Origin of the sequence: Roseateles sp. (genome assembly GCF_047654785.1) — a bacterium.
GTDB lineage: Bacteria > Pseudomonadota > Gammaproteobacteria > Burkholderiales > Burkholderiaceae_C > Pelomonas.
The window spans coordinates 335,747-361,565 of sequence record NZ_JASGKQ010000001.1 but is presented as its reverse complement, the minus strand read 5'-3'; the positions used below and the strand labels follow the sequence as shown (position 1 = coordinate 361,565).

Below are 25,819 nucleotides of genomic sequence, written 5' to 3'. Positions count from 1 at the left end.
TCACTCGCCGCCCTCGTCGTCCCCGGCCCCCTCGTTGTCCTTGCGCGCCTGCCGGGCCAGTTCGGCCTGCAGCGGCTTCAGCGACTCGATGAGCGCCTCGGGCGGCCGGGCCGGCGCCAGGCGCAGCACGGGCGGCGGCAGGCTGGCGAGGTAGGGCGGGCCGAACACGTATTGCTGCTCCTGGCGGCTGCCGACCTGCAGCCCCAGGCCCAGCAGCACCAGCGCCGCGATGCCCAGGTTCAGCGGCCGCCAGGCGCGCGGCCACACGAGGCGGGCGTGCCAGGAGATCAGCATCGCCACGCCGACCGGCGTGGCCAGCGAGGCCAGCGCCATCAGCCGCGGCCACGAGAAGGCATAGGCGACGGCCGGCAGCAGCCAGTCCAGCGCCTGCAGCGCGACGATGACCACCAGCGCGCGGCGCAGGTGCGTGGTGAACGGGAAGCGGTGCTGGAACAGCTGGTTGGCCAGCGACCACAGCCCCGCCCAGCCGAGCACCAGCGCCAGCGGCGCGAGCAGCGGCGGCGCGTAGGACACCCAGCGCGCATCCGGGTCCACGGCGCTCCAGCGGTCCACCCACTGGAAGAACAGCAGCGCCAGCAGCAGCAGCGGCACGAAACCCCAGTGCCGGGCCTTGTCGACCAGCAGCGGCTGCTCGGGCGCCAGCGCATCGGCGCTGGTGCGCAGCCGCAGCGCACAGCCGGCGAGCTGGAAGACGCCGCCCGCGGGCAGCGGCACCTCGTCGCCGGCCGCCAGGCGCTGCCGGCCGGCCTGGCCGCCGTTGCGGCTGGCGAGCAGCTTCAGGCGCACGCCGCCGCCGGGCGCGAGGTGCAGCTCGGCATGCTCGGCGGCGAGGTGGGCGTCGTCCAGCACGATGTCGCACGCGGGCGAGCGGCCGATGCGCACCGGCCAGCGCGCCACGCGCTGCACGAGCACGGCACGGCCGTCGCGGCCCAGCAGTTCGACGACGGCGGCGTCCGGCACGACGATGGGCTGGACCGGGGGCTCGTCGGCGGGCATCACCGGGGCTTGCTGGCAGTCGTCCACGCGAAACCCTCCAGGTAGTGCGCCACGAGCTTGAGCGCGTTGTCGAAGCTGACGCCGCGGGCGTCGAAGCGGCCCAGCGCGCCCTGCCGGCTGTCGTCCACCGTGGTGACGAGCACGCTCAGGTCGTGCAGGCCCTCCAGCTTGCGGTAGGCGCGCAGGCACACCACGGCGCGCAGCGGCAGGCCGGCGCGGTCCACGAACTGCTCCTTGCAATACGGCGCGGTGCCGGACTTGTCGGCCCGGCCCAGGCGCTCGTTGCGGAAGCTGTCGGAGTACTGGCGCGCGAAGCGCAGCGCGCCGAGCTTGCGGCCGTCGTAGGCCTCGTGCGACATGTCCAGCCAGCCGGTCTGCAGCCCGCCGCCGACGAACAGCGCATGGTCCATGCGGCACTGCGAGCGCTCGTAGTCCAGGCCCTTGCTGTCGGCGGCCGTGCTGCGGCCCCAGCAGCGCATGAAGTCCTGCCGCGGCACGGGCAGGCGGTAGCGCTTGTTGTTGGCGCTCTCCCACGGCAGCGCGAGGAAGCGGGCGACCAGTTCGTCCTGGTAGGCGGTGAGCTGGTCGCGCAGCCGCGACCAGGCGGCGCTGCGGATGGGCCGGGCCGCGAGGCTGCGCCCGACCAGGCTTTCGGCGAACTGCCCCGGCACCAGGAAGCTGACCTGCTGCGCGAACAGCAGCGTGGACACGTTGACGCCGACGACCCGGCCGTCCTCGTCCAGCACCGGGCCGCCGCTCATGCCGGGGTTGATGCCGCCGGCGTAGTAGATCAGCGGGTCGAAGCTGCGCTCCACGAGGCCGTTGTAGTTGCCCTCGACGACGGCGAAGGCCACGTCGTGCGGGTTGCCCATGGAGTAGATGCGCTCGCCCTTGGCCAGCGGCTGGCTCTGCGGCCGGAAGGCCAGCGCGCCGCGGCCTTTCAGGCCGCCGTCCGCCGCGCGCAGCAGCGCGAGGTCGCGGCGGACGTCGAAGTCCAGCAGCTCCAGCGCGCCGCCCTGGCCGTCGGTGGTCGCATAGCGCAGCCGGTAGCTGTCGGGCTCCAGCGCGAACTGGCTGATGACGTGGTAGTTGGTGACGACGTGGCCGTCGTCGCTGACGAGGAAGCCCGAGCCGACGGAAGCCTGGCTGTCCTGCGACTTCAGCAGCGTGCGGATCTGCAGCAGCTGGCCCTTGCTGCGCTCGTACAGCCGGCGCGCGCTGGCCGACACGGCGGCCGGCGGCTGCGGGGCCTGCGCCTGCACCTGGGGCGGCGGCGCGGACGCCGCGGCCGCAGGCGGCGGCTGCTGCGCGCCGGCCAGGCTGGTCAGCGCCGCCAGGGCCAGGCCGAGCAGCGGCTTCAAACAGGACTTCATCAGCAAGCAGGACCTCCCGGAGCGGGCGCCGATGCTAGCCGCTTTGCGGGGCGCCGCCGGCCGCCGCGCGGCCGGCGCGCGTGACGCATTCGGCGAACCGGCGGCCGGCCCGGCCGGCGCCGTCAGCCGTGGCCGAAGCGCACCTGGTTGGGCTGCTTCTCCGGCTGCAGCTGGAAGGCCTGCGGGTGCTTGCGGAACAGCTTGGTGGAGGGCGCGTTCTTTGCAAGCAGCCCCGCTTCGCGCAACGCCTTGGCGGCGGCATTCATCTCATGCCATTGCCCGTCGGCCAACTCAGGCAGCGCCTTCAATACGGCATTGATCTCCTTGGCGGCCGCGACGTTGGCATCCGGCTCCGCTGCTGCGGCGGGTGCCGGCTTGGCGGCCGGCGCAGCCTTCTTCGCGGGCGCGGCCTTCTTGGCTGCGGGCTTGGGCGCGGCGGCCTTCTTGGCCGGAGCGCTCTTGGCTGGCGGCTTGGGCGTCGGCTTGCCGCTGTCGTGTGCCAGCTCGTTGAACTGGTCGTAGATCTGGATCACGCCGTCGCCCGTCTTGCCGTACTGGCCGAAGCCGCGCAGCCACGCGCCCTTCTCGCGCAGGCGCAGCACCAGCGGCGCGAAGTCGCTGTCGGAGGACACGAGCACGATGACGTCGGGCTTCTCGGTGATGGCCAGGTCCATCGCGTCGGCGGCCAGCGCGATGTCGGTGGAGTTCTTGCCGATCGCCAGGTTGACGATGGCGCGCAGGCCCAGCCGCTTCAAAAAGCCCTGCTCGCGCAGCGCCTGCTCGGCGTTGCAGTAGGCGCGGCGGATGTGGGCGGCGCCGTAGTCCTTGAACACGGCGTTCAGCGCCTGCTCGATGACGTCGGTGGCGACGTTGTCGAAGTCCACCAGGAAGGCGACTTTCTTGTCCTGCATGTTCATGCGATCAGTTTCCAGTTCAGCGTGTCGCCGCCACGCAGCGGCTTGAGTTGCGCGTCGCCGAAGGGCACGGCCTCGGGCAGCGTCCAGGGTTCGCGCTTCAGCGTCACGGTGCCGGCGTTGCGCGGCAGGCCGTAGAAGTCCGGGCCGTGGTGGCCGGCGAAGGCGTCGAGCTTGTCCAGCGCGCCGATGGCCTCGAAGGCCTCGGCGTACAGCTCCAGCGCCGACAGCGCCGTGAAGCAGCCGGCGCCGCAGACCGAGTTCTCCTTCATCACCGACGCGTGCGGCGCGCTGTCAGTGCCGAGGAAGAACTTCGCGCTGCCCGACGCGGCGGCCTGCAGCAACGCCTGGCGGTGTTCCTCGCGCTTGAGCACCGGCAGGCAGTAGTAGTGCGGGCGCAGGCCGCCGGTGAAGAGGGCGTTGCGGTTGTAGAGCAGGTGCTGGGGCGTGATCGTCGCGGCCGTGAAGCGGTCGCCGCCCGCCACGTACTGCACGCCCTCCTTCGTCGTCAGGTGCTCCATGACGATCTTCAGCTCGGGCATGGCCGCACGCAGCGGGCCCATGACGCGGTCCACGAACACGGCCTCGCGGTCGAACAGGTCCACGTCGGCGTCCGTCACCTCGCCGTGTACGAGGAACAGCAGGCCCTCGCGCTGCATGGCCTCCAGCGTCGCGTAGGTCTTGCGCAGATCGGTCACGCCGGCATCGCTGTTGGTCGTCGCGCCGGCCGGGTAGAGCTTGAGCGCGACGACGCCGGCCGCCTTGGCCCGCTTGATTTCATCGACCGGCGTGTTGTCGGTCAGGTACATCGTCATCAGCGGCTGGAAGTCCGAGCCTTCGGGCAGCGCGGCCAGGATGCGCTCGCGGTAGGCCACGGCCTGCGCGGCGGTGGTGACCGGCGGGCGCAGGTTGGGCATGACGATGGCGCGCGCGAACTGCCGCGCCGTGTGCGGCAGCACGCTGGCCAGCGCCGCCTCGTCGCGCAGGTGCAGATGCCAGTCGTCGGGGCGGGTCAGGGTGATCGTGTCGGTCATGGGGCGGGATTGTCGTCGCGCGCCGCGCGGGGCACGGGCGCTCAGTGGCGGTAGCGCGCCAGCAGCCGGCCCAGGCTGCCGTCGCCGCGCAGCGCCGAGATCAGCGCGTCGAGCCTGGCCGCCTTCAGCGCGCTGCGCTGCGACACCGCGCAGCGCGTCTCGTAGGCGCCCGTCGACAGGTAGGGGTGCAGCGGCTGCTTCTGCACGCCCAGCTTGCGCTGGTACTCCAGGTACTGGAGGTTGATGCTGGCGTGCTTCATCCGGCCCGCCTCCAGCATGCGCAGCAGCGCGCGGGCGTCCGGCGCGTCCTCACGGACGAGGGCCGGGCCGAGCGCCTGCTCCAGTTCGCGGTAGGCATAGCCCTTGATCGTGCCGATGGGCTGGCCGGCCAGGTCCTGCAGGCGCTCGGGCCGGCGTTCGCTCAGCGGCGTGATGACGACGCCGGCATGCGGCAAAAAGGGCTGCGTCCAGTCCACGGCGGCTTGCAGCCACTCGGGCAGCAGCGCGCAGGCGAGGTCGGCCTCGCCGGCATCGAGCATCGGGCCGATGCGGCGCCGCGGCACGGCGCGCAACTCGACGCGCTGGCCCAGGCGGGCCTCCAGCAGCCGGGCCAGGTCCAGGTGGATGCCGGCGCTGACGCGGTCGCCGTCGAAGGCGGCGAAGGGCATGTCCGCGGCGCGCTCCACCAGCATGACCACCCCGGCCGCCGGCGCCGGGCCGCCGGCCAGCATCGCCAGCAGCACGAAGACGAAGCGCATCGGCGGCGCAGCGGAGTTCAGTGCTGCAGGATCTTGGCCAGGAAGTCCTTGGCGCGCGGCGAGCGCGCCTCGGGCTTGTTGAAGAAGTCGGCGCTGCTGCAGTCCTCGACGATCTTGCCGGCGTCCATGAAGATGACGCGGTTGCTGACGCGCTTGGCGAAGCCCATCTCGTGCGTCACGCACATCATGGTCATGCCCTCGTGGGCGAGCTGCACCATCACGTCCAGCACCTCGCCGACCATCTCGGGGTCGAGCGCCGAGGTGGGCTCGTCGAACAGCATGACGATGGGGTCCATCGACAGCGCCCGCGCGATGGCCACGCGCTGCTGCTGGCCGCCGGAGAGCTGGCCGGGGAACTTGTCCTTGTGGGCGCTGAGGCCGACGCGGTCCAGCATCTTCAGGCCGCGGGTCTTGGCGTCGTCGGCCGAGCGGCCCAGCACCTTGACCTGCGCGATGGTCAGGTTCTCGGTCACCGACAGGTGCGGGAACAGCTCGAAGTGCTGGAACACCATGCCGACGCGCGAGCGCAGCTTGGGCAGGTTGGTCTTGGGGTCGGCGATGGAGATGCCGTCGACGACGATGTCGCCCTTCTGGAAGGGCTCCAGCGCGTTGACGGTCTTGATCAGCGTGGACTTGCCCGAGCCCGACGGCCCGCAGACGACGACGACCTCGCCCTTCTGGATGGACGTCGTGCAGTCGGTCAGCACCTGGAAGCTGCCGTACCACTTGGAAACGTTCTTGATGTCGATCATGGCGGACTCTTCTTATCGGATGATCTGGATCTTGGCCTGCAGCCGGCGGACCAGCATGGACAGGCCGAAGCAGATGACGAAGTAGACGACGGCGGCGACCAGGTAGGTCTCGACCGGGCGGTTGAAGTTCTTGCCCGCGACCTCGAAGCCCTTGAGCAGGTCGTACGCGCCGATCGCATAGACCAGCGAGGTGTCCTGGAACAGGATGATGGTCTGCGTCATCAGCACCGGCAGCATGTTGCGGAAGGCCTGCGGCAGCACGACGAGCTGCATGGTCTGCCGGTAGGTCATACCCACCGCATAGCCCGCGAACACCTGGCCCCGGGGCACGCTCTGGATGCCGGCGCGCATGATCTCGGAGTAGTAGGCCGCCTCGAACAGCGTGAAGGTGATGATGGCCGACAGCTCCGCGCCCAGCGGCCGCCCGGTCATCAGCGGGATGAGCAGGAAGAACCACAGGATCACCATCACCAGCGGGATGGAGCGCAGCGTGTTCACGTAGGCGGCCGCGGGCAGCTCCAGCCAGCGCTTGCCCGACAGGCGCATCAGCGCCAGCAGCGTGCCCAGCAGGATGCCGCCGACCATGGCGACCAGCGTCAGCTGGACGGAGAAGAAGAAGCCCTTGGCGATGAAGCTGGAGACGACGTTCCAGTCGAGGAAGGAGAAATCGAGCTGCAGCATCACTTGCCCCCCACCATGCCGGGCACGCGCACCCGGTTCTCGATGAAGAGCGCCACCCGGTTGATGGCGAACGCGGAGACGAAGTACAGCGCCGTGACGGCCAGGTAGATCTCCATGTTGCGGGAGGTTTCCTCGCTGGCCTGGATGGAGAACATCGTCAGCTCGGCGATGCTGACCGCGAAGGCCACCGACGAGTTCTTGACGATGTTCATGCTCTCGCTCGTCAGCGGCGGGATGACGATGCGGAAGGCCATCGGCAGCAGCACGTAGCGGTAGGTCTGCGGCAGCGTGAAGCCCATCGCCAGGCCCGCGTAGCGCTGGCCCTTGGGCAGGCTCTGGATGCCGGCGCGCACCTGCTCGGCGATGCGCGCGGACGTGAAGAAGCCCAGCGCGAACACGACCAGCACGAAGCTGGGCACGTCGCGCAGGCTGGTGAAGATCGACGGCAGCACGTGGTACCAGAGGAAGATCTGCACCAGCAGCGGGATGTTGCGGAACAGCTCCGTCCAGATGTTGCCGATGGCCACCAGCACCCGGCTGGGCGTGGTGCGCAGGATGCCCATCAGCGCGCCCACCGCCAGCGCCAGCACCAGCGCGAGCAGCGCGACGCTCAGCGTCCAGCCCCAGGCGGAAATCATCCACTGCAGATAGGTGATGTCGCCGCCGCTGCCGAAGCAGCTGGCGACGACCTCGCCGTCGAGGGTGTTCTTGCAGAACACCTGCCAGTCCCAACTCATGGCCTCTCCCAGAACAAAGCGGGTGCCCCGCACCCGCTTTGTGTTAGCTCAAACCGTGCCAGCGTTCACTTCTTCGCGGCGTAGGCTTCCATCGGCTTGTCGTTCGGGTTGGCCCAGGCCTCCTTGGTGGCGGCCGACGGCGGCAGGCCGATCTTGGTGTTGGTCGGCGGGATGGGCTGCATGAACCACTTGTCGTAGATCTTGGCCAGCTCGCCCGACTTCATCATGCCCTTGATGCTGTCGTCCACGGCCTTCTTGAAGGCGGGGTCGTCCTTGCGGATCATGATGGCGATCGGCTCGACCGACAGCACCTCGCCGACGATCTTGAAGTCGGCCGGGTTCTTGGACGTGGCGATGTTCTTGGCCAGGATGGAACCGTCCATCACGAAGGCGTCGGCGCGGCCGGAGTCCAGCAGCAGGAAGCTGTCGGCGTGGTCCTTACCGTAGACCTCCTTGAAGTCCACGCCGGCGGCACGCTCGTGCTTGCGCAGCGTCTGCACCGAGGTCGTGCCGGTGGTCGTCGCGATGGTCTTGCCGTTGAGTTGGTTGATGCCGTTGATGCCCGAGTTGGCCTTCACGGCGATGCGCACTTCCTCGACGTAGGTGGTCACGGCGAAGGCGACGTCCTTCTGGCGGGCGACGTTGTTGGTGGTGGAGCCGCACTCCAGGTCCACCGTGCCGTTGACCGTCAGCGGGATGCGGTTGGCGGACGTGACGGGCTGGTACTTCACGTCCAGCTTGCCGCCGAGCTGCTTGCGCAGGTCGGCCACCACGCGCTCGCAGACGTCGATGTGGTAGCCGACGTACTTGCCGTCGCCGATGGTGTAGGACAGGCCCGAGGACTCGCGCACGCCCATCGTGATGACGCCGCTGTCCTTGATCTTCTTCAGGGTATCGGCATGCACCGCGGTGGCTCCGGCGATCAGGGCAGCAACGAGCAGAACTTTCTTCATGGAGACTCCAACAACGGGGAAATGGATATCGGAACAGGCGTGAAGCAGACCATGCCACGCACGCCTTCCGAATACGGGTTTACACGAGCCATGCACCGGCGCGATGGCCAGGGCCTCAGGCCGCCGCGGCGAGATAGTCCCACAACGCCAGCGCGGCCGGCTTCTGCCGCCGCGACTGCTCGGGCCGCTCGCGGTAGATGCGCAGTTCCATGCTGACGCTGAACGTCCCTGCGGCCGCAGCCGGCACCAGCCGGCCGCCGGCCAACTCCTTCTGCACCGAGCTGGCCGGCAGGAACGCGAAGCCATGCCCCTCCAGCGCCATCGCCTTCAGGCCCTCGGCCATGTCGGTCTCGTAGATGGCGTCCAGGTTCAGCGCGCAGTCCGCCTCCTTGACGATCAGCTCCACCAGTCGCCCCAGGTAGGCGCCCGCCGCGTAGCTGAGGAAGGGGATCTTCTGGCCCGGCCGCCCCGGCAGGCGGAACAGCGGCTCGCCCCGGGCGTCCGCCTTGGCGTAGGGCGACAGCGTCTCGTGGCCCAGCGACACCATCTGGTAGCGCCCCGGGTCCAGCTGCAGCGGCTGGCTGGCGTGGTGGTAGACCAGCAGCAGGTCGCAGTTGCCCTCGCTCAGCTGCAGCATCGCGTCGTGCACGTTGGCCGCGTTGAGCCGGCACTTGATCGCCCCGAAGCCCCGGCGCAGGCCCATCAGCCAGTGCGGGAAGAAGCTGAACGCCAGCGAGTGCGGCACGGCGAACTCGATCATGTCCTGGTCCGCCGCCTGGTGGCTGCGCAGCATGTTGCGCGTCGCCTGCAGGCTGCCCAGCACCTCCACGGCCTGGGCCAGCAGCGTCGCGCCGGCGGCGGTCAGGCGGGTCGGGTAGGACGAGCGGTCCACCAGGTCCACCCCCGCCCAGGCCTCCAGCGCCTGGATGCGGCGCGAGAACGCCGGCTGGGTCACATGGCGCAACTGGGCGGAGCGGGAGAAGCTGCGCGTCTCGGCCAGGCTGACGAAGTCTTCAAGCCACTTGGTTTCCACCGCCGGCAGTGTAGCCAAGGGCACCCCATCCCCCCGGAACGCGCTCCCGGGGCCTGCCGCACCCCTCAACTGGAGGGGCGCGCACCCGCCCGGCGATGAAACGCTTGTTTACAGTCCGCCCACAAAGCCAACTCGAACAACATTCCCCAACCGAGAACGTCATGCGCGCGACGAACAAATTCCTGGCTCTGGCCCTGGCGGCAGCCCTGCAACCCGCCACGGCCGGCACGGTGACGCTGAACTTCGAAGACATCACGTCGACCACCCTGCTCACGGACCGCTATGCGAGCCAAGGCATCACCTTCACGGGCGACGCCTGGGGCGTGGCCTCCGTGTACCCGCCCTGCCATGGCACCCGGCAGTTCAGCCGCCCCGGCAGCTGCGGCGCCCTCTCGCTCGAAGTGGCCCCCGACGCGCCGGAGGCCAAGGCCCGCAGCGTCGCGCAGAACCAGAACGGCAGCTTCACGCTGAGCCTGGCCGGCGGCTTCGTCGACGAGTTCTCCTTCGCCTACTCGGCGCTCCCGAATGCCGGCGTGAAGCTCGAGCTGCTCGATGCCGCCGGCCTCGTGATCGACACGATGGACTCGCTGAAGGAAGTCGGCTGCACCGAACCCGGCCAATACTTCTGCATCTGGAACACCGCCGCCTTCAAGTTCGCCGGCACCGCCACGGCGCTGCGCGTGTCGGGCCTGGCCCAGGGCCTGCTGCTGGACGACATGCAGTTCACCGCCCCCGGGCAAACCCCTGGCGGCACCGTGCCCGAGCCCGCCAGCATCGCGCTGGCCTTCGGCGCCCTCGCCGCCGCAGGCTGGACGCGCAGGCGCGCCGCCCGCTGAGCCGCGCCGCACCGCCTCCTGCAGAAAACGACCGCCACGGCGGTTGTTTTTCTTTGCCGGCACCGCGCATCGCGGCAGCTGCCACCCGCTTGAATCGACACGCGCCGTCCCTATAATGCGAGTCTGCTAGCACTCAACGCTTTCGAGTGCTAACGAATCGGGCCGAAGCCTCGGCCCCGTGTTCCCCAGCGCGCCGCCGCTCGTCGAGCCCGGCGGCCGACTCTGCAAACTCTCAAGGAGATTCCATGAAGCTGCGCCCCCTGCACGATCGCGTGATCGTTCGCCGTCTGGAGCAAGAAACCAAGACCGCCTCCGGCATCGTCATCCCCGACAACGCCGCCGAGAAGCCCGACCAGGGCGAAGTCCTGGCCGTCGGCCCGGGCAAGCGCAACGACAAGGGCGAATTCGTGGCCCTGAACGTCGCCGTCGGCGACCGCGTGCTGTTCGGCAAGTACAGCGGCCAGACCGTCAAGGTCGATGGCGAGGAACTGCTGGTCATGCGCGAGGAAGACCTCTTCGCCGTCGTGCAGAAGTAATGGCTTGCGGGGCAGGCGCGAAGCGCGAGCGCTGTCCCCAGAGACTCAGAGAAATTGACTCTGACCCCATTTTTTAGTATTCGGAGAATCAAATGGCAGCAAAAGACGTGATCTTCGGCGGCGACGCCCGCGCCCGCATGGTCGAAGGCGTGAACATCCTGGCCAACGCGGTCAAGGTGACCCTGGGCCCCAAGGGCCGCAACGTGGTGCTGGAGCGCTCCTTCGGCGCCCCGACCGTGACCAAGGACGGCGTGTCGGTCGCCAAGGAAATCGAGCTGAAGGACAAGCTCCAGAACATGGGCGCGCAGATGGTCAAGGAAGTCGCTTCCAAGACCAGCGACAACGCCGGTGACGGCACCACCACCGCCACCGTGCTGGCCCAGGCCATCGTCCGCGAAGGCATGAAGTACGTGGCCGCCGGCATGAACCCGATGGACCTGAAGCGCGGCATCGACAAGGCCGTCGCCGCCCTGGTCGCCCAGCTCAAGGCCGCCTCCAAGGCCACGACGACCTCCAAGGAAATCGCCCAGGTCGGCACCATCTCGGCCAACAGCGACGCCGACGTCGGCCAGATCATCGCGGACGCGATGGACAAGGTCGGCAAGGAAGGCGTCATCACCGTCGAAGACGGCAAGAGCCTGAACAACGAGCTGGACGTCGTCGAAGGCATGCAGTTCGACCGCGGCTACCTGTCGCCCTACTTCATCAACAACCCCGAGAAGCAGGCCGCGATCCTGGACAACCCCTTCGTGCTGCTGTTCGACAAGAAGATCAGCAACATCCGCGACCTGCTGCCCACGCTGGAAGCCGTCGCCAAGGCCGGCCGTCCGCTGCTGATCATTGCCGAGGAAGTCGAAGGCGAAGCGCTGGCGACGCTGGTGGTCAACACCATCCGCGGCATCCTGAAGGTCGTCGCCGTCAAGGCCCCGGGCTTCGGCGACCGCCGCAAGGCCATGCTGGAAGACATCGCCATCCTGACCGGCGGCAAGGTCATCGCCGAGGAAGTCGGCCTGTCGCTGGAGAAGGTCACGCTGGCCGACCTCGGCCAGGCCAAGCGCGTCGAAGTGGGCAAGGAAAACACCACCATCATCGACGGCGCCGGCGCCGCGGCCGACATCGAGGCCCGCGTCAAGCAGGTGCGCATCCAGATCGAGGAAGCCACCTCCGACTACGACCGCGAGAAGCTGCAGGAACGCGTGGCCAAGCTGGCCGGCGGCGTGGCCGTCATCAAGGTCGGTGCCGCCACCGAAGTCGAGATGAAGGAGAAGAAGGCCCGTGTCGAAGACGCGCTGCACGCGACCCGAGCCGCCGTCGAGGAAGGCATCGTCGCCGGTGGCGGCGTGGCCCTGCTGCGCGCCAAGCAGGCCGCTGGCGAGATCAAGGGTGACAACGCCGACCAGGACGCCGGCATCAAGCTGATCCTGCGCGCCATCGAAGCGCCGCTGCGCGAGATCGTCTTCAACGCCGGCGGCGAAGCCAGCGTCGTCATCAACAAGGTGCTGGAAGGCCAGGGCAACTACGGCTTCAACGCCGCCAACGACACCTATGGCGACATGATCGAGATGGGCATCCTGGACCCGACCAAGGTGACCCGCACCGCGCTGCAGAACGCCGCGTCCGTCGCGTCGCTGATGCTGACGACCGAGTGCATGGTCGCCGAGTCGCCCAAGGAAGAAGCCGCCGGCGGCGGCATGCCCGGCGGTATGGGCGGCATGGGTGGCATGGGCGGCATGGACATGTAAGTCCGCGCCCGGCGATCCATTCGCTGGACGGACGAAGGGGCTGCGCGAGCAGCCCCTTTTTCCTTTCCTGCGGGCTCACTCCGCCGCGCGGGACCGGCGCCCATCATCCCGGCAGCGGGCTGGGCTCCGCGCCGCCGGCCTGCAGCAGCGCCAGCAGGTCGTCGGCGAAGCGGCCGGCGTCGCACAGCGGGCTGGCCGCCAGGCGCGCCCGCAGGCCGGCGCGCAGCGCGGCCAGGCCCGCGCGGTCCGCGACATGGGCCGCGGCGCGGCGCACGAAGTCGTCGGCATCGCCCGCCACCCAGTCGCCGGCCAGGCCCAGCGCGTGCAGGAAGCTCAGGCCCTGCCGCGAGATCGGCGCCGGCCCGGGCAGCGTCAGCACCGGCACGCCCATCCACAGGCCGTCCAGCGTCGTCATGCCGCCGCTGTGCGGGAACGGGTCCAGCGCGATGTCCACGCGGCCGAAGGCGGCGAGGTAGGCGGCCAGCGGGCCGGGGCCCTCCAGGCCCAGCCGCGCGGCATCGCCCGGCCAGCGCGCCCGCAGCGCCGCGCGCTCCGCCTCGTGCTGCAGGCCCGGCGCCTTGACCAGCAGCCGGCTGTCCGGCACCGCCGCCAGCACGCGGGCCCACAGCGCCAGCACCTCGTCGCCCAGCTTGTGCAACGCGTTGAAGCTGCCGAAGCGCGGCGCGGCGCCCAGCGGCGCCACTGCGGGCGCCTCCGGCGGCGGCGCATAGGCGGTGAAGCCGTGCGGCAGGCGCCGCAGCGGCTCGACGAAGCCGGCCTCGGCGCCCGGCGGCAGCAGCCAGCGGTCGCCGATGACGCCGTCCATCGCCGCCAGCCCGGTGCTGCCCAGGTAGCCCAGCCAGCTGAACTGACGCGGCGCCGGCCGGCGCGCGAACACGCCGAGCCGGTGGCCGCCGGTGTGGCCGTTCAGGTCCAGCAGCACGTCGATGCCGTCGGCCGCGATGCGGGCGGCCAGCGCGTCGTCGTCCCAGCTGGCCACGTCCAGCCAGCGCGGCACGGCGCGGCGCAGCCGCTGCGTCAGCGCGTCGTCGCCGCGCGGGTTCGCGTAGACGGACAGCTCGCAGCGCGCCGCCAGCGCCGGCAGCCAGGCCTCGGCCAGCCGGCCGACCGGGTGGCCGCGCAGGTCGGCCGACACCAGGCCCACGCGCAGCGGGCCGGGCGGGCGCGGGCCGCGGGCGACGGCCGGGGCCTGCACGGCGTGGCCGAAGTCCAGCGCCTCGGCCCGCAGCGCCGGGGCCTCGTCGGCGCGCCGCTGGCGGTAGGCGCGCAGCAGCAGGCGGTCGCTGCGCGCGGTCGGCAGCGCCGGGGCCAGCGCGATCAAACGGCCCAGCAGCGCATCGGCCTCGTCCAGCGCGCCCTGCCGCTTCAGCGCCTGCGCCAGGTTGCCGAGCGCGGGCGGCGACTGCGGCGCCTCGGCCAGCGCCTCGCGGTAGGCCGCCACGGCGTCGGCGAAGCGGTCCTGCGCCAGCCGCAGCCCGCCCAGGTTGCCGAGCAGCGCGGCGCGGCGCTCGCCGGCCACGCCGGCGGCCAGCGCGGCACCCAGCACCGCCTCGCCGCGCTGCGGCTGCAGCAGCGCCAGGTTGCAGGCCGCCTCGGCGTGGTCCGGCGCCAGCGCCAGCACGCGTTCGTAGGCGGCAGCGGCGCCGGGCGGGTCGTCCGCATGCAGGGCCTGGCCGAGCGCGAACCAGGCCTCGGCCCGCCCCGGCGCCGCCGCGACCGCCTCGCGCAGCTGCGCCAGCGCCTCGGCCGGGCGGCCGGCGGCGGCCAGCGCGGTGGCCGCGTGCAGGCGCAGGCCGGCGTCGCCCGGGCGGGCGGCCAGGGCCTGCGCGAACGCCTGCGCGGCCTCGCCGTGCCGGCCCAGCGCCAGCAGCGCCCGCGCGCGGTTGCCGTGCGCCGCGGCCAGGCCGGGCTGCAGCGCCAGCGCGGTGTCGAAGGCCGCCAGCGCCTGCGCGGGCTGCTGCAGCGCCAGCAGCGCATTGCCCAGGTTGTTGTGCGCGCCGGCCAGCCGGGGCTGCAGCCGCAGCGCCTGCTCGTAGGCCGCGCGCGCCTCGGCCCAGCGGCCGCGCGCGGCCAGCAGCGCGCCGAGGTTGGCGGGCAGGTCCGCGTCGCCCGGCAGCAGCTGCATCGCGCGCTCGAGCGCCGGCTGCGCGTCCTCGCCCAGCAACTGCTGCGCGACGGAGAGCGCCTTCCACAGCGCGCCGTCCTGCGGGTGGGCGGCGAGCAGCGCGCGGGCCTGGGCCGCCATCTCGGCATGCCGGCCGGACTGGAAAAGCGTGAAAAGCTGCTGAAGTGCGGCGTTTGCCATGGTGTCGAAGCGGGTCTGCGGGCGCGGGGTGCCCAGGGCGGCGCCGGATAATCTCATCCCGCCGCGCCCCCGCCCCATGCCCGTCCGACTGCATCCCCACGAGCTGCTCGACCATGCGCTGACCGAGGCCGGCCCGCTGTCCCGCGAACTGGCGCACGCCATGCAGGAAGCGCTCGACGCGCAGCCGCAGCATTTCGCGCTGCGGCAGGTCTGGCGCAAGCTGCGCAGCGCCTTCGCGGCCGATTTCGAGCGCCGGCTCGTCGAGCTGCTGCAGGCCGCCCGGCGCGGCGACGACCCGCTGCAGCGCCCGGCCGCGCCGCCCGGCGGGCTGAGCGGCCTGGCCCTGGTGGACGAGCGGCAGGCGCTGCAGGACGTGGCCATCGCCCACGTGACGCAAGCGGCCGAGGAGCTCAGCCGCACCGAGCTGCACCAGCTCGGCAACTTCTACGCCGCGCTGCGCGGCACCGGCCGCGCCCGCGAGCGCGACAACCCGCTGCGCCCCGCCCTCTATGCCCACGCGCTGCGCCAGGCGCTGGCCGCCGCGCCGCTGGACGCGCAGACCCAGTACGAGCTGATGCGCGCCGCCGCCGCGCCGCTGGCCGGCGCGCTGCACCGCCAGTACCGGCAGGCCGGCGCGGCGCTGCGCGACGCCGACCTCGGCGACCTGGTGGCCGGACATGGCCGCGTGCAGGCCGACCCGCCGGCCCACCGGCGCCTGGCCGCCGCCCGGGGGGTGGCCACCGGCCACGGCACGCTGGACGGGCTGTCGCGCCGCGTCGAGGCGGTGAACTCCCGCCCGGCCCCGCTGGACCTGCCCGCGCCGCGCGGCCCGCAGGCCCCGGCGCCCTTCGTGCGCAGCACCGGGCCGGACATGCTGAGCCGGCTGTACGACCAGATCCTGGCCGACCCGCGGCTGCTGCCGCCGCTGAAGGCGCTGCTCGCGCGGCTGCAGGTCGCCGTCGTGCGCCTGGCGCGCACCGACCCCTCGCTGCTGCGCCGGCTGGAGCACCCCACCTGGGCGCTGCTGAACCGCGTCGCCGCGCACGGCATGGCCTTCGAGCGCGCCGACGACGAGCGGCTGGTGGACTTCCTGCGCTTCATGGACGGCCAGGCCCAGGGCCTGGTGGACGCGCCGACGCCCACCGCCGCGCTGTTCCAGCAGGCGCTGGCGCGCGTGGACGCCCGCATCGACCAGCAGGCCCGCCAGAGCAGCGAGCGCAACGCCGACGCGCTGGCCGCGCTGGAGCGCCAACAGCTGCGCAACGACTGGCGCAACCTGCTGCGCGAGCAGATCGAGCACCAGCTCATCGGCGCGCCGCTGGGCCCGCGCATGCGCCGCTTCCTGCAGACGGCCTGGGTGGACGTCATCGTCACGGCCATGGTGCGCCACGGGCGCGACGCCCCGGAGGCCCGCTCGGCGATGGAGCTCGTCGACGCGCTGCTCGACAGCCTGGTCACGCCGCGCGACGCGGCCGACCGCGAGGCCCTGCGCCTGCGCCTGCCGGTGCTGATCGAGCGCCTGGTGGCCGGCTGCGACAGCCTCGCGCTGCCCGCCGAGCGGCGCGAGCCGCCGCTGGCCGAGCTGATGGCGCAGCACGCCCGGCTGCTGCGCGGCCTGCCCGCGCTGGACCCGGAAGAACGCCGCGCCGCCCGCGCGGCCGAGCCCCGCCCGGGCGCGGGGGCCGCCGCGCCGGCCTCGGCCGACGAGATCGTCCGGCGCCTGATGGAGGAGCGCGACTCGCAGCTGCCCTCGCAATGGCTGAGTACCAAGGTGGACCGCGGCGAACTGCCCACCGTGCCGGTGCAGCTCTACAGCGAGCACGACTCGCCGGACGCCCGCGCCGCGCTGCAGCGCTGGGTGGACGGCCTGCAGATCGGCCACTGGTTCCACCTCTTCATCCAGGGCGACTGGCACACCGCGCAGATCGCCTGGATCAGCGAAGGCCGGCAGTTCGTGCTGTTCGTCGGCCGCGAGGCGGACGAGCGCCTGTCGCTGACGCGCCGCGCGCTGGAGGCGCTGCTGGCCAACGGGCTGATCGCAGCGCTGGAGGACGACAGCGTCGTGCAGCGCGCCGTGGACACGCTGCTGAACGACCTGCCGGCGGCCTGACCGCCCGCGCTACGCCGCAGCGGGATGCGCCCAGGCGTGCAGCGCCAGGGCCACGTCGCCGACGCCCTGCTTCTTCAGCGCCGAGAACAGCGTCACCGACACGTCGGCGTTCTCGGTCGCCATGCCGGCCAGGAACTCGCCGGTGGCGCGCAGCGCCGCGTCGGCCTCCTTGCGGTTGAGCTTGTCGGCCTTGGTCAGCAGCACCAGCAGCCGGATCTCGCCGGTGGCCACGCGCGCGGCGACGAACTCCAGCAGCTGCCGGTCCAGGTCGGTCAGGCCCAGGCGCGAATCCACCATCAGCACCACGCCCGACAGGCTGCGGCGCACGGCCAGGTAGTCGGCCATCACCTTCTGCCAGCGCAGCTTGGCGGACTTGTTCACCGCCGCGTAGCCATAGCCCGGCAGGTCGGCGAACAGCGCGTCGGGCGCCTCCCGCGGGCCGAGCTCGAACAGGTTGATGTGCTGCGTGCGGCCGGGCGTCTTGGACGCGAACGCCAGGCGCTTCTGCTGCGCCAGCGTGTTGATCGCGGTGGACTTGCCGGCGTTGGAGCGGCCGACGAAGGCGATCTCCGGCAGCTCGGTGGCGGGCAGGTGGACGAGCTGGCTGGCGGTGGTCAGGAAGCGCGCGGTGTGCGTCCAGGCCAGCGCGAGCTTCTCGGTGACCGGCTCGCCGGGCGCTGCATCAGGGATTTCGTTGGTCATGGACGGGTCGGACGCTGTGATGGGGCATTGTAAAATTCCGCAGTTGCGCCCTTTGGCCCTTTGAGACCCATCCATCCATGAAGACTGCTGCCTTCTTCCTGTCGAGTGTGTTGCTGGCCGGCACGGCTCATGCGAGCCAGCCGGCGGCGCCGGCCAAGCCCGACCTCGCCAAGGGCGGCACCATCTCCACGCAGGTGTGCGCCGCCTGCCACACCGCCGACGGCTCGCGCGGCAGCCCGGCCAACCCCATCATCGCCGGCCAGCATCCCGAGTACCTGGCCAAGCAGCTGGCCGAGTTCAAGGACGGCAAGCGCAAGAACGCCGTCATGAGCGGCATGGTCGCCGCGCTGAGCGAGGAGGACATGCGCAACGTCGCGGCGTTCTATGCGTCCAAGACGGCCAAGCCCGGCTTCGCCAAGAACAAGGACACCGTCGCGCTGGGCGAGAAGATCTACCGCGGCGGCATCGCCGAGCGCAACATCCCGGCCTGCGCGGGCTGTCACAGCCCGACCGGCGCGGGCATCCCGGCGCAGTACCCGCGCCTGGGCGGCCAGCACGGCGACTACGTCGAGGCGCAGATGGTCGCCTTCCGCAGCGGCGCACGCACCAACTCGGCGCCGATGACGGCCGTGGCCGCCAAGATGAACGACAAGGAAATCAAGGCCGTGTCGGACTACATCGCCGGCCTGCGCTGACATTCGCGCACGCCTGGACCAACGAAGGCCGGTGCCGCCCACCGGCCTTTTTTCTTGGCCCCGCCCCGCCGCCGATGCCGCCCTCCCCCGCCCCCCGCCGCCCCTCGGCCGCCCGCGAGCTGCTGGACCTGCTCGCGTCCATGCGCTTCGCCATCGCGCTGCTGAGCGTGATCTGCATCGCCTCGGTCATCGGCACCGTGCTGCGCCAGGGCGAGCCCATGGGCAACTACATCAACCAGTTCGGCCCGTTCTGGGCCGAGGTGTTCGCCAGGCTGGGGCTGTACACGGTCTACAGCGCGCCGTGGTTCCTGGTCATCCTGGCCTTCCTGGTCGTCTCCACCAGCCTGTGCATCGCTCGCAACACGCCCAAGATCGTCGCGGACCTGAAGAGCTACAAGGAGGGCGTGCGCGAGCAGTCGCTGCAGGCCCACCACCACAAGGCCATTGGCGAGCTGCCCAGCAACCCGGAAATGGCGCTGGCCGAGATCGGCGCCACGCTGACCGCGCTGGGCTGGAAGGCTCGCGTGCAGCAGCGCGAGCACGGCACCATGGTCGCGGCGCGGCGCGGCGCGGCCAACAAGATCGGCTACATCGCCGCGCATTCGGCCATCGTGCTCATCCTGGTGGGCGGCGTGCTGGACGGCAACGCGATGGTCAAGCTGGCGATGTGGCTGCAGGGCAAGCAGCTCTACACCGGCTCGGGCTTCGTGGCCGACATCCGCCCCGAGCACCGCCTGAGCAGCGCCAACCCGAGCTACCGCGGCAACGTCTCCGTCGCCGAGAACCAGCGCCAGGGCATCGCCGTGCTCAGCCTGCCCGACGGCGTGGTGCTGCAGGACCTGCCGTTCGACATCGCGCTGAAGAAGTTCAGCGTCGAGTACTACCCCACCGGCATGCCCAAGAGCTTCGCCAGCGACATCGTCATCCACGACGGCGGCACGCGGCGCGAGGCCACGGTCAAGGTCAACGAGCCCGTGATCCACCGCGGCGTGGCGATCTTCCAGAGCAGCTTCGAGGACGGCGGCAGCCTGCTGCGGCTGAAGGCCGTGCCGCTGGACCGCCCCGGCCCGGCGCAGGCCATCGAGGGCCGCGTCGGCACCCGGCAACCGTTCGGCGGGCAGACACTGGAGCTGGACGGCCTGCGCGTCATCAACGTCGAGAACCTGGCGGACGGCGCCAGCGCCAGCGGCGCGGACGTGCGCAAGGTGGACCTCGGCGAGCGCCTGGGCAAGCACCTGGGCAGCGGCGCCAAGGGCGATGCGGCCAAGGCGCTGCACAACGTCGGCCCCAGCTTCAGCTACAAACTGCGCGACGCCGCTGGCCAGGCCCGCGAGTACAACAACTACATGCTGCCGGTGACGCTGGACGGCCACCGGCTGTTCCTGGCCGGCGTGCGCGAGTCGCCGGCCGAGAACTTCCGCTACCTGCGCCTGCCGGCCGATGCCGACGGCTCGCTGGACGGCTGGCTGCTGCTGCGCCATGCGCTGGCCGACCCGGCGCTGCGCGAGGCCGCCGCGCGCAGCTACGCCGTCGCCGCCACGCCGGCCGGCCAGCCCCGGCTGACGCCGCAGCTGCAGATGACGGCCCAGCGCGCCCTCAGCCTCTTCTCCGGCGCCGCCGCCAAGCCCGGCGACGAGGCCCGGGGCGGCCTGCCCGCGCTGTCGCAGTTCATCGAGCGCGACGTGCCGGAGGGCGAGCGGCCGCGCGTCTCCGAGGTGCTGCTGCGCATCCTCAACGGCAGCCTGTTCGAGCTGTACCAGCTGGCCCGCGAGCGCGCCCGGCTCCCGCCCGCCGCGCCCAGCGCCGACACCCAGGCCTTCATGACGCAGGCGGTGCTGTCGCTGTCCGACAGCCTGTACTACCCCGCGCCGATGCTGCTGCAGCTGGAGAGCTTCGACCAGGTGCAGGCCAGCGTCTTCCAGGTCGCGCGCGCGCCGGGGCAGAAGCTGGTCTACCTCGGCGCGCTGCTGCTCATCGTCGGCGTCTTCGCGATGCTCTACGTGAAGGAGCGGCGGCTGTGGGTGTGGATCACGCCGGCCGGGCGGCCCGGTGCCGCGCAGGTGCGCATGGCCCTGTCCAGCACCCGAGAATCGCCCGACAACGCGACGCTGTTCGCCCAGCTCAGGGCCGCGATCCTGAAGGAGCCCGCATGAACACCACCACCTTCGACCTGCCGCGCCGCCACGCGCTGCAGCGCCGCAGCACCCTGGACTGGGCCTTCGCCGCGCTCGTGCTGCTGGGCGGCGGCTATGCCTTCGCCCGCTACCACGCCAGCATGGACGGCTACGAGCAGGGCATCCTGCTGTGCGCGATGCCCGCGCTGGTCGCGCTGGGCTGGTTCTGGCGGCCGCTGCGCCTGCTCAGCGTCGCGGCCGGCGCGGCCACGCTGCTGGCCATCGCGCTGTACGCGCAGCACGGCGACGGCTTCGGCGCCGACCTCGCCGCGGGCGAGCAGACCTTCTGGCTCAAGTACTTGCTGTCCAGCCAGAGCGCCATCCTGTGGATGAGCCTGCTGTTCTTCATGAGCACGCTGTTCTACTGGGGCGGCTTCTTCACCGGCGCGGGCCGCGACAGCGTGGCCGAGGTGGCCGGCTCCAAGCTCGCCTGGGCCGGCGTGCTGATGGCGCTGGTGGGCACGCTGGTGCGCTGGTACGAGAGCCACCAGATCGGCCCCGACATCGGCCACATCCCCGTCAGCAACCTCTACGAGGTGTTCGTGCTGTTCTGCTGGATGACGACGCTGTTCCATCTCTATTACGAGGAGCGCTTCGCCACGCGCTCGCTGGGCGCCTACGTGATGCTGGTCGTCAGCGGCGCGGTGGCCTTCCTGCTCTGGTACACGGTGGCGCGCGAGGCGCAGGAGATCCAGCCGCTGGTGCCCGCGCTGCAGAGCTGGTGGATGAAGATCCACGTGCCGGCCAACTTCGTCGGCTACGGCGCGTTCGCGCTGGCCGCGATGGTGGCGCTGGCCTACCTGCTGAAGACCGCCGCCACGCGCTCGCTGTGGATCGGCCTGGTGGGCCTGCCGCTGGCCCTGGTCGCGCTGATCCTGGCGGTGCGCGCCGGCGCGGCGCTGGACGCCGCCACCATCGCCGGCATGGACGGCTGGGCGCGCAAGATCGGCGGCGTGGCCGCCTTCCTCGCGCTGGCCGTGGCGCTGCGCCCGCGGCTGACCGCCCGCCTGCCCGCCCTGCCCCAGCTCGACGACCTGATGTACAAGGCCATCGCGCTGGGCTTCGCGTTCTTCACCATCGCCACCATCCTGGGCGCCTTCTGGGCCGCCGAGGCCTGGGGCGGCTACTGGAGCTGGGACCCGAAGGAGACCTGGGCGCTGATCGTCTGGCTGAACTACGCCGCCTGGCTGCACATGCGGCTGATGAAGGGCCTGCGCGGCACCGTGTCGGCCTGGTGGGCGCTGGTGGGCCTGCTGGTGACGACCTTCGCCTTCCTGGGCGTCAACATGTTCCTGTCGGGCCTGCACAGCTACGGGACGCTGTGACGCCCGGCGGGCCGCAGAGCCCGTCAGCCGCGGCGGCGCGCGCCCCAGCCGACCAGGCCCAGGCCGGCCAGCAGCATCGCCCAGGTGCCCGGCTCCGGCACCGGGGCCAGCGCGAACAGCGTCGTGCCGGCACCCACGCCGTCGGCGCCCTCGGCGGACACGGCCAGGTAGTGCATGCCGTCCATCGTGAAGCCCTTCAGGCCCTCGGGGGCGACCTGGCCGTCCAGCGTCAGCATGCGCACGAAGCGGGTGTTGCCCGGGTCGTCGGCATCGATCTCGAACACCGCGACGGCGCCGGTCGTCGTGCGCTCCAGGCCGACGAAGGCGAAGGTCTGGCCGCCGATCTCCATCAGCTCGATGCCTTCGGGCTCCACGCCCTTGTCGCGGCTGCGGCCGTCGTTGTACAGGCCCATCGCGGCGGCCTGCACGTCCAGGATGTTGCCGCTGTCGTAGACGATGTTGCCGTCGGTGTCGCGGATGGAGAACGAGCGCGCGCCGGCCGCGTACAGGTCGCCCGCGGACGAGTCGGTGTTGGACACCCGCAGCGGCGCCAGGTCGCCGGTGGCGCCCAGGCTGCTGGCGGCCGAGCGGTCGGCATCGTCCTCGCGGAAATCGCCCTCGTTGGCCATCGCCACGTAGGTCTTGCCGCCGTGGGTGAAGCTGGCCATGCCGTCGGGCATGTACAGGCCCTTGGCGGCCACGCGCTGGAAGTCGATCTTGCCGTCGTTATTGGTGTCGATGGCGTTGCCGGGCTGCGAGAAGTCCTTGGCGCCCAGGCCGACCACCTTCGTGAACTGGCCGCTCTGCAGGTCCAGCACGCCCATGGCGTTGGCTTCCTGCAGGCTCACGTAGGCCTGCGTGCCGGCCGGGTCGACGGCGATGTACTCGGGCTCGAAGTCCATGCCGGTGTGGGTGCGGATGTGGGTGCCCGTCTGCGCCACGCCGGCCAGCGTGGCCGTGCTGACGACCGAGCGGCTGGCCACGTCGATGATGCTGACGCTGCCCACCGGGTCCTTGGCACTGCTGCCGTAGCGGCGCGGCGTGCCGCTGCCGATGCGCTTGCCGTAGTCGCCGGCATTGGGCGTGCCTTCGTTGGCCACCAGCAGCCGGCTGCCGTCGGGCGTGAAGGTCAGCATGTCGGGCAGCGAGCCCACCGTGATGGTGCTGGTGCCGGCCAGCAGGCTGCGGCTGCCGGTGTCGTACAGCTGCACGACGCCGGGCAGCGCGCGGTCGCCGGCCTCGATGGCGAAGGCGGCGATGCCGTTGTGGATGGCCACGCTGTTGATGCTGCCCCAGCTGGCGGTGTCGATGAAGCCGAGCGAGGCGCCGGTGCGGGCGTCCAGCACGTCCACGCCCGTCACGCCCGAGACCCACAGCGTCTTCGTCACCGCGTCGAACGCGACGATCTCGGACAGGAAGCCGGCGGGCATGCCGGCATGGGCGGTGTTCCAGGCAGCGCCGGCGCCGTCCAGCAGGCCGGCGTGGGCGGCGGGGGTGCTCAGTGCGAGGGTGGCGGCCAGGGCCGGGATCAGTCGGGTGGGCTTCATGGGCGGCAGCAGGGGGGGTCAAAGCGCGCATGCTCGCCAGCCGCCGTGACAGCCGCGTGACGGCGCGGGGGCTAGGATGGCCGGCGTCGGCAGCAGGCCCCGGGAGGACACAGCGATGGACGAAGGCCCGCGACACGCGGACGAGGCAGCGGCCGCAGCCGACCCGCTGGACTGGCTGCGGCCGGGCCACCGCTGCGCGCCCGCGGAGGCGCTGCGGCGCATCCAGCTGCTGTGCGCCGCCTGGCCCGACCTGCATGCGGCGATGCTGACGGTGCTGGCCACCCACCAGGAGCTGCCGCGCGACATGCTGGCCGCGGCCATCAGGCAGTTCCGCCCCGACCTGGGCGCCTACACGCAGGAGGACGTGGTGGGGCTGCTGACGGCGGTCTGGAACGGCGGCAAGAGCGGCTTCGACGCGGTGCTGCGCACGCGGGCGAGCGCGCCGAAGCGGGGCGGCGGCGCGCTGTCCTGGGTGAAGGAGTAGCTAGCCCTTCAGCCCCAGCTGGCGCCAGCCCGCAAGGCCCAGCCGGGCCAGCGTGTCGAGGTTGTGCTCGTAGATCGCCGCCGTGTCCGGCATGGCCTCGACCGCGCGCGTGATGCTCTCCTCGCGCAGCAGGTGCAGCGTCGGGTAGGGCGAGCGGTTGCTGTAGTTGGCGATGTCGTCGGGCGCACTGCCGTCGAACTGGTAGCCGGGGTGGAAGTCGGCGATCTGCAGGACGCCGTCGAGCTTGAGTTCCTCGACCAGCGCGTCGGCCGCGTCGAGGAAGTCGTTGAAGTCCAGGAAGTCGGCCAGCACGCCGGGGTGGATCAGCAGCGTCGTGTCCACCTCGTCCGGGTCGGCGCGGTTCAGCGCCAGCAGCTCGCGGGCCAGGTCCTTCAGCAGCGCCTCGGGGTCGGCCGCGTCGCTGACGACGTAGCGGATGCGCTCGTTGACGTGCACCGCCTTCGCGAACGGGCACAGGTTCAGGCCGATGACGGCCTTGACGACCCAGTCGCGGGTGTCGGCGATGACTTGTTCGTGGTTCATGCGTTCAGCCAGGCTTCGGCGAGACGCACCCACATCGAGCCGCCCAGCGGGATCAGCTCGTCGTTGAAGTCGTAGCTCGGGTTGTGCAGCGTGCAGGGGCCGAAGCCGTGGCCGCCGATGCGGTGCTCGCCGTCGCCGTTGCCGATCAGGAAATAGCAGCCGGGCTTGTCGAGCAGGTAGTAGCTGAAGTCCTCGGCGCCCATGGTCGGCTCGAACTCCTGCACGTTCTCCGGCCCGGCCATGTCCGTCAGCACGCGGCGCACGAACTCGGTCTCGGCGGGGTGGTTGATCGTCGGCGGGTAGTTGCGGTGGAACTCGAACTCGGCCGTCAGCTCGAAGGCGGCGGCCAGCTGCTCGGTCATCGCCTTCATGCGCCGCTCGATCAGGTCCAGCAGCTCCAGCGTGAAGGTGCGCACCGTGCCCTGCAGTTCGACCGAGTCGGGCACGACGTTGGTGGCCTCGCCGGCCTGGAGCATCGTCACCGAGATCACGCCCGGGTCGATGGGCCGCTTGTTGCGGCTGACGATGGTCTGGAAGGCCGTGACGAGCTGGCAGGCGGCCGGCACCGGGTCGATGCCGAGGTGCGGCATCGCCGCATGGCAGCCCTTGCCCTTGAGCGTGATGCGGAACTCGTTGCTGGACGCGAACACCGGCCCGGTCTTGAGCGCGAACTGGCCCGCCTTCAGGCCCGGCCAGTTGTGGGCGCCGAACATGGCCTCCATCGGGAACTTCTCGAACAGGCCGTCGCGGATCATCTCGCGCGCACCGCCGCCGCCCTCCTCGGCGGGCTGGAAGACGAGGTAGACCGTGCCGTCGAAGCGGCGGTGGGTCGCCAGGTGCTTGGCCGCGGCCAGCAGCATCGCGGTGTGGCCGTCGTGGCCGCAGGCGTGCATGCGGCCCAGGTGGCTGCTGGCGTGCGGGAACTGGTTGCGCTCGGTCATCGGCAGCGCGTCGATGTCGGCGCGCAGGCCGACGGCGCGCGCCGACGTGCCGTTCCGGACGATGCCGACGACGCCGGTCTTGCCCAGGCCGCGGTGGACGGGGATGCCCCAGCCGGTCAGCGCCGCGGCGATGACGTCGGCGGTGCGCTCCTCCTGGAAGCAGAGTTCGGGGTGCTTGTGCAGGTCGCGGCGGATCGCGGTGATCTCGGGCGCGTCGGCGAGGATGGCATCGATGAGCTTCATGGCGGCATGACTTCAGGGCGCTGTGACGCGCCGAGTTTAGGATCGCGGCCGTGAATCTTGGCCGCATCTCCCGCCGCTGGCTGCTTTGGCTGGCGCTCATCCTGCCCGTCGCCCAGGCGATGGCGGGGGTGCATGCGCTGTCGCACCTCGACGAGCGGCAGGGCGACGGCATCGCCCACCTGGTCCATTGCGACCTGTGCCTGGCCGCAGCCCACCTCGACGCCGGGGCGCCCGCCGCCGAGGCACGCGGCCCGGTCGCGGTGGCGGCCAGCCACGCCGCGCCGCCGGCCGCCCGGTGCCCGGCGCCGCGCGCCGCCCGCCCGGGCCTGCCGCCGGCCCGCGCGCCGCCCGTTTCCGCCTGAA

24 protein-coding genes are annotated in these 25,819 nt (G+C 71.5%); 9 read left to right on the top strand and 15 right to left on the bottom strand.

Annotation, left to right across the window (positions count from 1 at the left end):
• From QM788_RS01675 to QM788_RS01630, 10 genes are all read right to left on the bottom strand, one after another.
• Window positions 1-1,044, bottom strand: coding sequence for an FHA domain-containing protein (locus QM788_RS01675; protein WP_415659742.1), 1,044 nt, complete (start codon window positions 1,042-1,044; stop codon window positions 1-3).
• Window positions 1,017-2,390, bottom strand: coding sequence for a S1 family peptidase (locus QM788_RS01670; RefSeq protein WP_415659741.1), 1,374 nt, complete (start codon window positions 2,388-2,390; stop codon window positions 1,017-1,019). Before QM788_RS01670 ends, QM788_RS01675 begins: the two co-directional genes overlap by 28 nt.
• Window positions 2,391-2,512: 122 nt before the next feature.
• A complete protein-coding gene (locus tag QM788_RS01665) occupies window positions 2,513-3,307 on the bottom strand; it encodes an NYN domain-containing protein (RefSeq protein WP_415659740.1) in 795 nt (264 codons plus the stop codon).
• Window positions 3,304-4,338 carry a dihydroorotase gene (gene pyrC / locus QM788_RS01660; RefSeq protein WP_415659739.1) on the bottom strand — a complete coding sequence of 345 codons (1,035 nt, stop codon included), beginning with the start codon at window positions 4,336-4,338 and terminating at the stop codon, window positions 3,304-3,306. The genes QM788_RS01665 and pyrC overlap by 4 nt, the downstream gene beginning before the upstream one ends.
• A gap of 41 nt (window positions 4,339-4,379) precedes the next feature.
• Complete coding sequence (locus QM788_RS01655) at window positions 4,380-5,096, bottom strand: substrate-binding periplasmic protein (protein WP_415659738.1); 717 nt, start codon at window positions 5,094-5,096, stop codon at window positions 4,380-4,382.
• Window positions 5,097-5,113: 17 nt separating this feature from the next.
• On the bottom strand, window positions 5,114-5,848 hold the full coding sequence (locus QM788_RS01650) for an amino acid ABC transporter ATP-binding protein (protein WP_415659737.1): 735 nt from the start codon (window positions 5,846-5,848) through the stop codon (window positions 5,114-5,116).
• 12 nt (window positions 5,849-5,860) lie between these two features.
• A complete protein-coding gene (locus QM788_RS01645; protein ID WP_415659736.1) occupies window positions 5,861-6,529 on the bottom strand; it encodes an amino acid ABC transporter permease in 669 nt (222 codons plus the stop codon).
• A complete protein-coding gene (locus QM788_RS01640) occupies window positions 6,529-7,266 on the bottom strand; it encodes an amino acid ABC transporter permease (RefSeq protein WP_415659735.1) in 738 nt (245 codons plus the stop codon). Before QM788_RS01640 ends, QM788_RS01645 begins: the two co-directional genes overlap by 1 nt.
• A 65-nt stretch (window positions 7,267-7,331) precedes the next feature.
• Window positions 7,332-8,219 (bottom strand): amino acid ABC transporter substrate-binding protein, encoded by an 888-nt coding sequence (locus QM788_RS01635; RefSeq protein WP_415659734.1) that lies wholly within the window; start codon window positions 8,217-8,219, stop codon window positions 7,332-7,334.
• A gap of 115 nt (window positions 8,220-8,334) precedes the next feature.
• Window positions 8,335-9,252: a LysR substrate-binding domain-containing protein gene (locus tag QM788_RS01630; protein ID WP_415659733.1), complete on the bottom strand. Its 918-nt coding sequence runs from the start codon at window positions 9,250-9,252 to the stop codon at window positions 8,335-8,337.
• Window positions 9,253-9,413: 161 nt separating this feature from the next.
• On the opposite strand from QM788_RS01630, the gene QM788_RS01625 reads away from it, so the two are divergent.
• The 3 genes from QM788_RS01625 (at window position 9,414) to groL (ending at window position 12,366) form a co-directional block, all read left to right on the top strand.
• Window positions 9,414-10,088: a PEP-CTERM sorting domain-containing protein gene (locus tag QM788_RS01625; RefSeq protein WP_415659732.1), complete on the top strand. Its 675-nt coding sequence runs from the start codon at window positions 9,414-9,416 to the stop codon at window positions 10,086-10,088.
• 245 nt (window positions 10,089-10,333) lie between these two features.
• Window positions 10,334-10,624: a co-chaperone GroES gene (groES, locus tag QM788_RS01620; RefSeq protein ID WP_056874394.1), complete on the top strand. Its 291-nt coding sequence runs from the start codon at window positions 10,334-10,336 to the stop codon at window positions 10,622-10,624.
• A gap of 92 nt (window positions 10,625-10,716) precedes the next feature.
• Window positions 10,717-12,366 (top strand): chaperonin GroEL, encoded by a 1,650-nt coding sequence (groL, locus tag QM788_RS01615; RefSeq protein ID WP_415659731.1) that lies wholly within the window; start codon window positions 10,717-10,719, stop codon window positions 12,364-12,366.
• A 103-nt stretch (window positions 12,367-12,469) separates the two neighbouring features.
• Here groL and QM788_RS01610 read toward each other — a convergent pair whose 3' ends face one another.
• Window positions 12,470-14,692, bottom strand: coding sequence for a tetratricopeptide repeat protein (locus QM788_RS01610; protein ID WP_415659730.1), 2,223 nt, complete (start codon window positions 14,690-14,692; stop codon window positions 12,470-12,472).
• Window positions 14,693-14,768: 76 nt separating this feature from the next.
• On the opposite strand from QM788_RS01610, the gene QM788_RS01605 reads away from it, so the two are divergent.
• Entirely contained in the window at window positions 14,769-16,802 is a 2,034-nt protein-coding gene (locus tag QM788_RS01605) for a DUF1631 family protein (protein WP_415659729.1), read from the top strand.
• A 9-nt stretch (window positions 16,803-16,811) separates the two neighbouring features.
• On the opposite strand, the gene yihA is transcribed toward QM788_RS01605, so the two are convergent.
• Window positions 16,812-17,504, bottom strand: coding sequence for a ribosome biogenesis GTP-binding protein YihA/YsxC (gene yihA, locus QM788_RS01600; protein ID WP_415659728.1), 693 nt, complete (start codon window positions 17,502-17,504; stop codon window positions 16,812-16,814).
• A gap of 77 nt (window positions 17,505-17,581) precedes the next feature.
• On the opposite strand from yihA, the gene QM788_RS01595 reads away from it, so the two are divergent.
• The 3 genes from QM788_RS01595 (at window position 17,582) to ccsB (ending at window position 21,698) form a co-directional block, all read left to right on the top strand.
• Window positions 17,582-18,199 carry a c-type cytochrome gene (locus QM788_RS01595; protein ID WP_415659727.1) on the top strand — a complete coding sequence of 206 codons (618 nt, stop codon included), beginning with the start codon at window positions 17,582-17,584 and terminating at the stop codon, window positions 18,197-18,199.
• A 74-nt stretch (window positions 18,200-18,273) separates the two neighbouring features.
• The gene (locus tag QM788_RS01590; protein ID WP_415659726.1) at window positions 18,274-20,352 is read left to right on the top strand and encodes a cytochrome c biogenesis protein ResB; all 2,079 of its coding nucleotides are present in this window, start codon (window positions 18,274-18,276) and stop codon (window positions 20,350-20,352) included.
• Window positions 20,349-21,698: a c-type cytochrome biogenesis protein CcsB gene (gene ccsB, locus QM788_RS01585; RefSeq protein ID WP_415659725.1), complete on the top strand. Its 1,350-nt coding sequence runs from the start codon at window positions 20,349-20,351 to the stop codon at window positions 21,696-21,698. The genes QM788_RS01590 and ccsB overlap by 4 nt, the downstream gene beginning before the upstream one ends.
• A 23-nt stretch (window positions 21,699-21,721) precedes the next feature.
• On the opposite strand, the gene QM788_RS01580 is transcribed toward ccsB, so the two are convergent.
• Window positions 21,722-23,245, bottom strand: coding sequence for a choice-of-anchor I family protein (locus QM788_RS01580; RefSeq protein WP_415659724.1), 1,524 nt, complete (start codon window positions 23,243-23,245; stop codon window positions 21,722-21,724).
• A 115-nt stretch (window positions 23,246-23,360) separates the two neighbouring features.
• Here QM788_RS01580 and QM788_RS01575 point away from each other — a divergent pair, with 115 nt between their 5' ends.
• Complete coding sequence (locus QM788_RS01575) at window positions 23,361-23,729, top strand: hypothetical protein (RefSeq protein WP_415659723.1); 369 nt, start codon at window positions 23,361-23,363, stop codon at window positions 23,727-23,729.
• Here the strand turns inward: QM788_RS01575 and QM788_RS01570 are convergent, their stop codons facing one another.
• Window positions 23,730-24,272 (bottom strand): DUF1415 domain-containing protein, encoded by a 543-nt coding sequence (locus tag QM788_RS01570; RefSeq protein ID WP_415659722.1) that lies wholly within the window; start codon window positions 24,270-24,272, stop codon window positions 23,730-23,732.
• Window positions 24,269-25,456, bottom strand: coding sequence for a M20 aminoacylase family protein (locus tag QM788_RS01565; protein ID WP_415659721.1), 1,188 nt, complete (start codon window positions 25,454-25,456; stop codon window positions 24,269-24,271). Before QM788_RS01565 ends, QM788_RS01570 begins: the two co-directional genes overlap by 4 nt.
• Before the next feature lie 50 nt (window positions 25,457-25,506).
• Here QM788_RS01565 and QM788_RS01560 point away from each other — a divergent pair, with 50 nt between their 5' ends.
• On the top strand, window positions 25,507-25,818 hold the full coding sequence (locus QM788_RS01560) for a hypothetical protein (RefSeq protein WP_415659720.1): 312 nt from the start codon (window positions 25,507-25,509) through the stop codon (window positions 25,816-25,818).
• Window position 25,819 lies beyond the last annotated feature (1 nt).

Excerpts from the sequence above, each read along its gene's own strand:
- ccsB (WP_415659725.1), top strand. The coding sequence starts at position 20,349 with ATGAACACCACCACCTTCGACCTGCCGCGCCGCCACGCGCTGCAGCGC.
- QM788_RS01640 (WP_415659735.1), bottom strand. The coding sequence starts at position 7,266 with ATGAGTTGGGACTGGCAGGTGTTCTGCAAGAACACCCTCGACGGCGAG.
- groES (WP_056874394.1), top strand. The coding sequence starts at position 10,334 with ATGAAGCTGCGCCCCCTGCACGATCGCGTGATCGTTCGCCGTCTGGAG.
- groL (WP_415659731.1), top strand. The coding sequence starts at position 10,717 with ATGGCAGCAAAAGACGTGATCTTCGGCGGCGACGCCCGCGCCCGCATG.
- QM788_RS01670 (WP_415659741.1), bottom strand. The coding sequence starts at position 2,390 with ATGAAGTCCTGTTTGAAGCCGCTGCTCGGCCTGGCCCTGGCGGCGCTG.
- QM788_RS01610 (WP_415659730.1), bottom strand. The coding sequence starts at position 14,692 with ATGGCAAACGCCGCACTTCAGCAGCTTTTCACGCTTTTCCAGTCCGGC.
- QM788_RS01575 (WP_415659723.1), top strand. The coding sequence starts at position 23,361 with ATGGACGAAGGCCCGCGACACGCGGACGAGGCAGCGGCCGCAGCCGAC.
- QM788_RS01570 (WP_415659722.1), bottom strand. The coding sequence starts at position 24,272 with ATGAACCACGAACAAGTCATCGCCGACACCCGCGACTGGGTCGTCAAG.
- pyrC (WP_415659739.1), bottom strand. The coding sequence starts at position 4,338 with ATGACCGACACGATCACCCTGACCCGCCCCGACGACTGGCATCTGCAC.
- QM788_RS01595 (WP_415659727.1), top strand. The coding sequence starts at position 17,582 with ATGAAGACTGCTGCCTTCTTCCTGTCGAGTGTGTTGCTGGCCGGCACG.
- QM788_RS01605 (WP_415659729.1), top strand. The coding sequence starts at position 14,769 with ATGCCCGTCCGACTGCATCCCCACGAGCTGCTCGACCATGCGCTGACC.
- QM788_RS01625 (WP_415659732.1), top strand. The coding sequence starts at position 9,414 with ATGCGCGCGACGAACAAATTCCTGGCTCTGGCCCTGGCGGCAGCCCTG.
- yihA (WP_415659728.1), bottom strand. The coding sequence starts at position 17,504 with ATGACCAACGAAATCCCTGATGCAGCGCCCGGCGAGCCGGTCACCGAG.
- QM788_RS01580 (WP_415659724.1), bottom strand. The coding sequence starts at position 23,245 with ATGAAGCCCACCCGACTGATCCCGGCCCTGGCCGCCACCCTCGCACTG.
- QM788_RS01650 (WP_415659737.1), bottom strand. The coding sequence starts at position 5,848 with ATGATCGACATCAAGAACGTTTCCAAGTGGTACGGCAGCTTCCAGGTG.
- QM788_RS01565 (WP_415659721.1), bottom strand. The coding sequence starts at position 25,456 with ATGAAGCTCATCGATGCCATCCTCGCCGACGCGCCCGAGATCACCGCG.
- QM788_RS01655 (WP_415659738.1), bottom strand. The coding sequence starts at position 5,096 with ATGCGCTTCGTCTTCGTGCTGCTGGCGATGCTGGCCGGCGGCCCGGCG.
- QM788_RS01665 (WP_415659740.1), bottom strand. The coding sequence starts at position 3,307 with ATGAACATGCAGGACAAGAAAGTCGCCTTCCTGGTGGACTTCGACAAC.
- QM788_RS01590 (WP_415659726.1), top strand. The coding sequence starts at position 18,274 with ATGCCGCCCTCCCCCGCCCCCCGCCGCCCCTCGGCCGCCCGCGAGCTG.
- QM788_RS01635 (WP_415659734.1), bottom strand. The coding sequence starts at position 8,219 with ATGAAGAAAGTTCTGCTCGTTGCTGCCCTGATCGCCGGAGCCACCGCG.
- QM788_RS01645 (WP_415659736.1), bottom strand. The coding sequence starts at position 6,529 with ATGCTGCAGCTCGATTTCTCCTTCCTCGACTGGAACGTCGTCTCCAGC.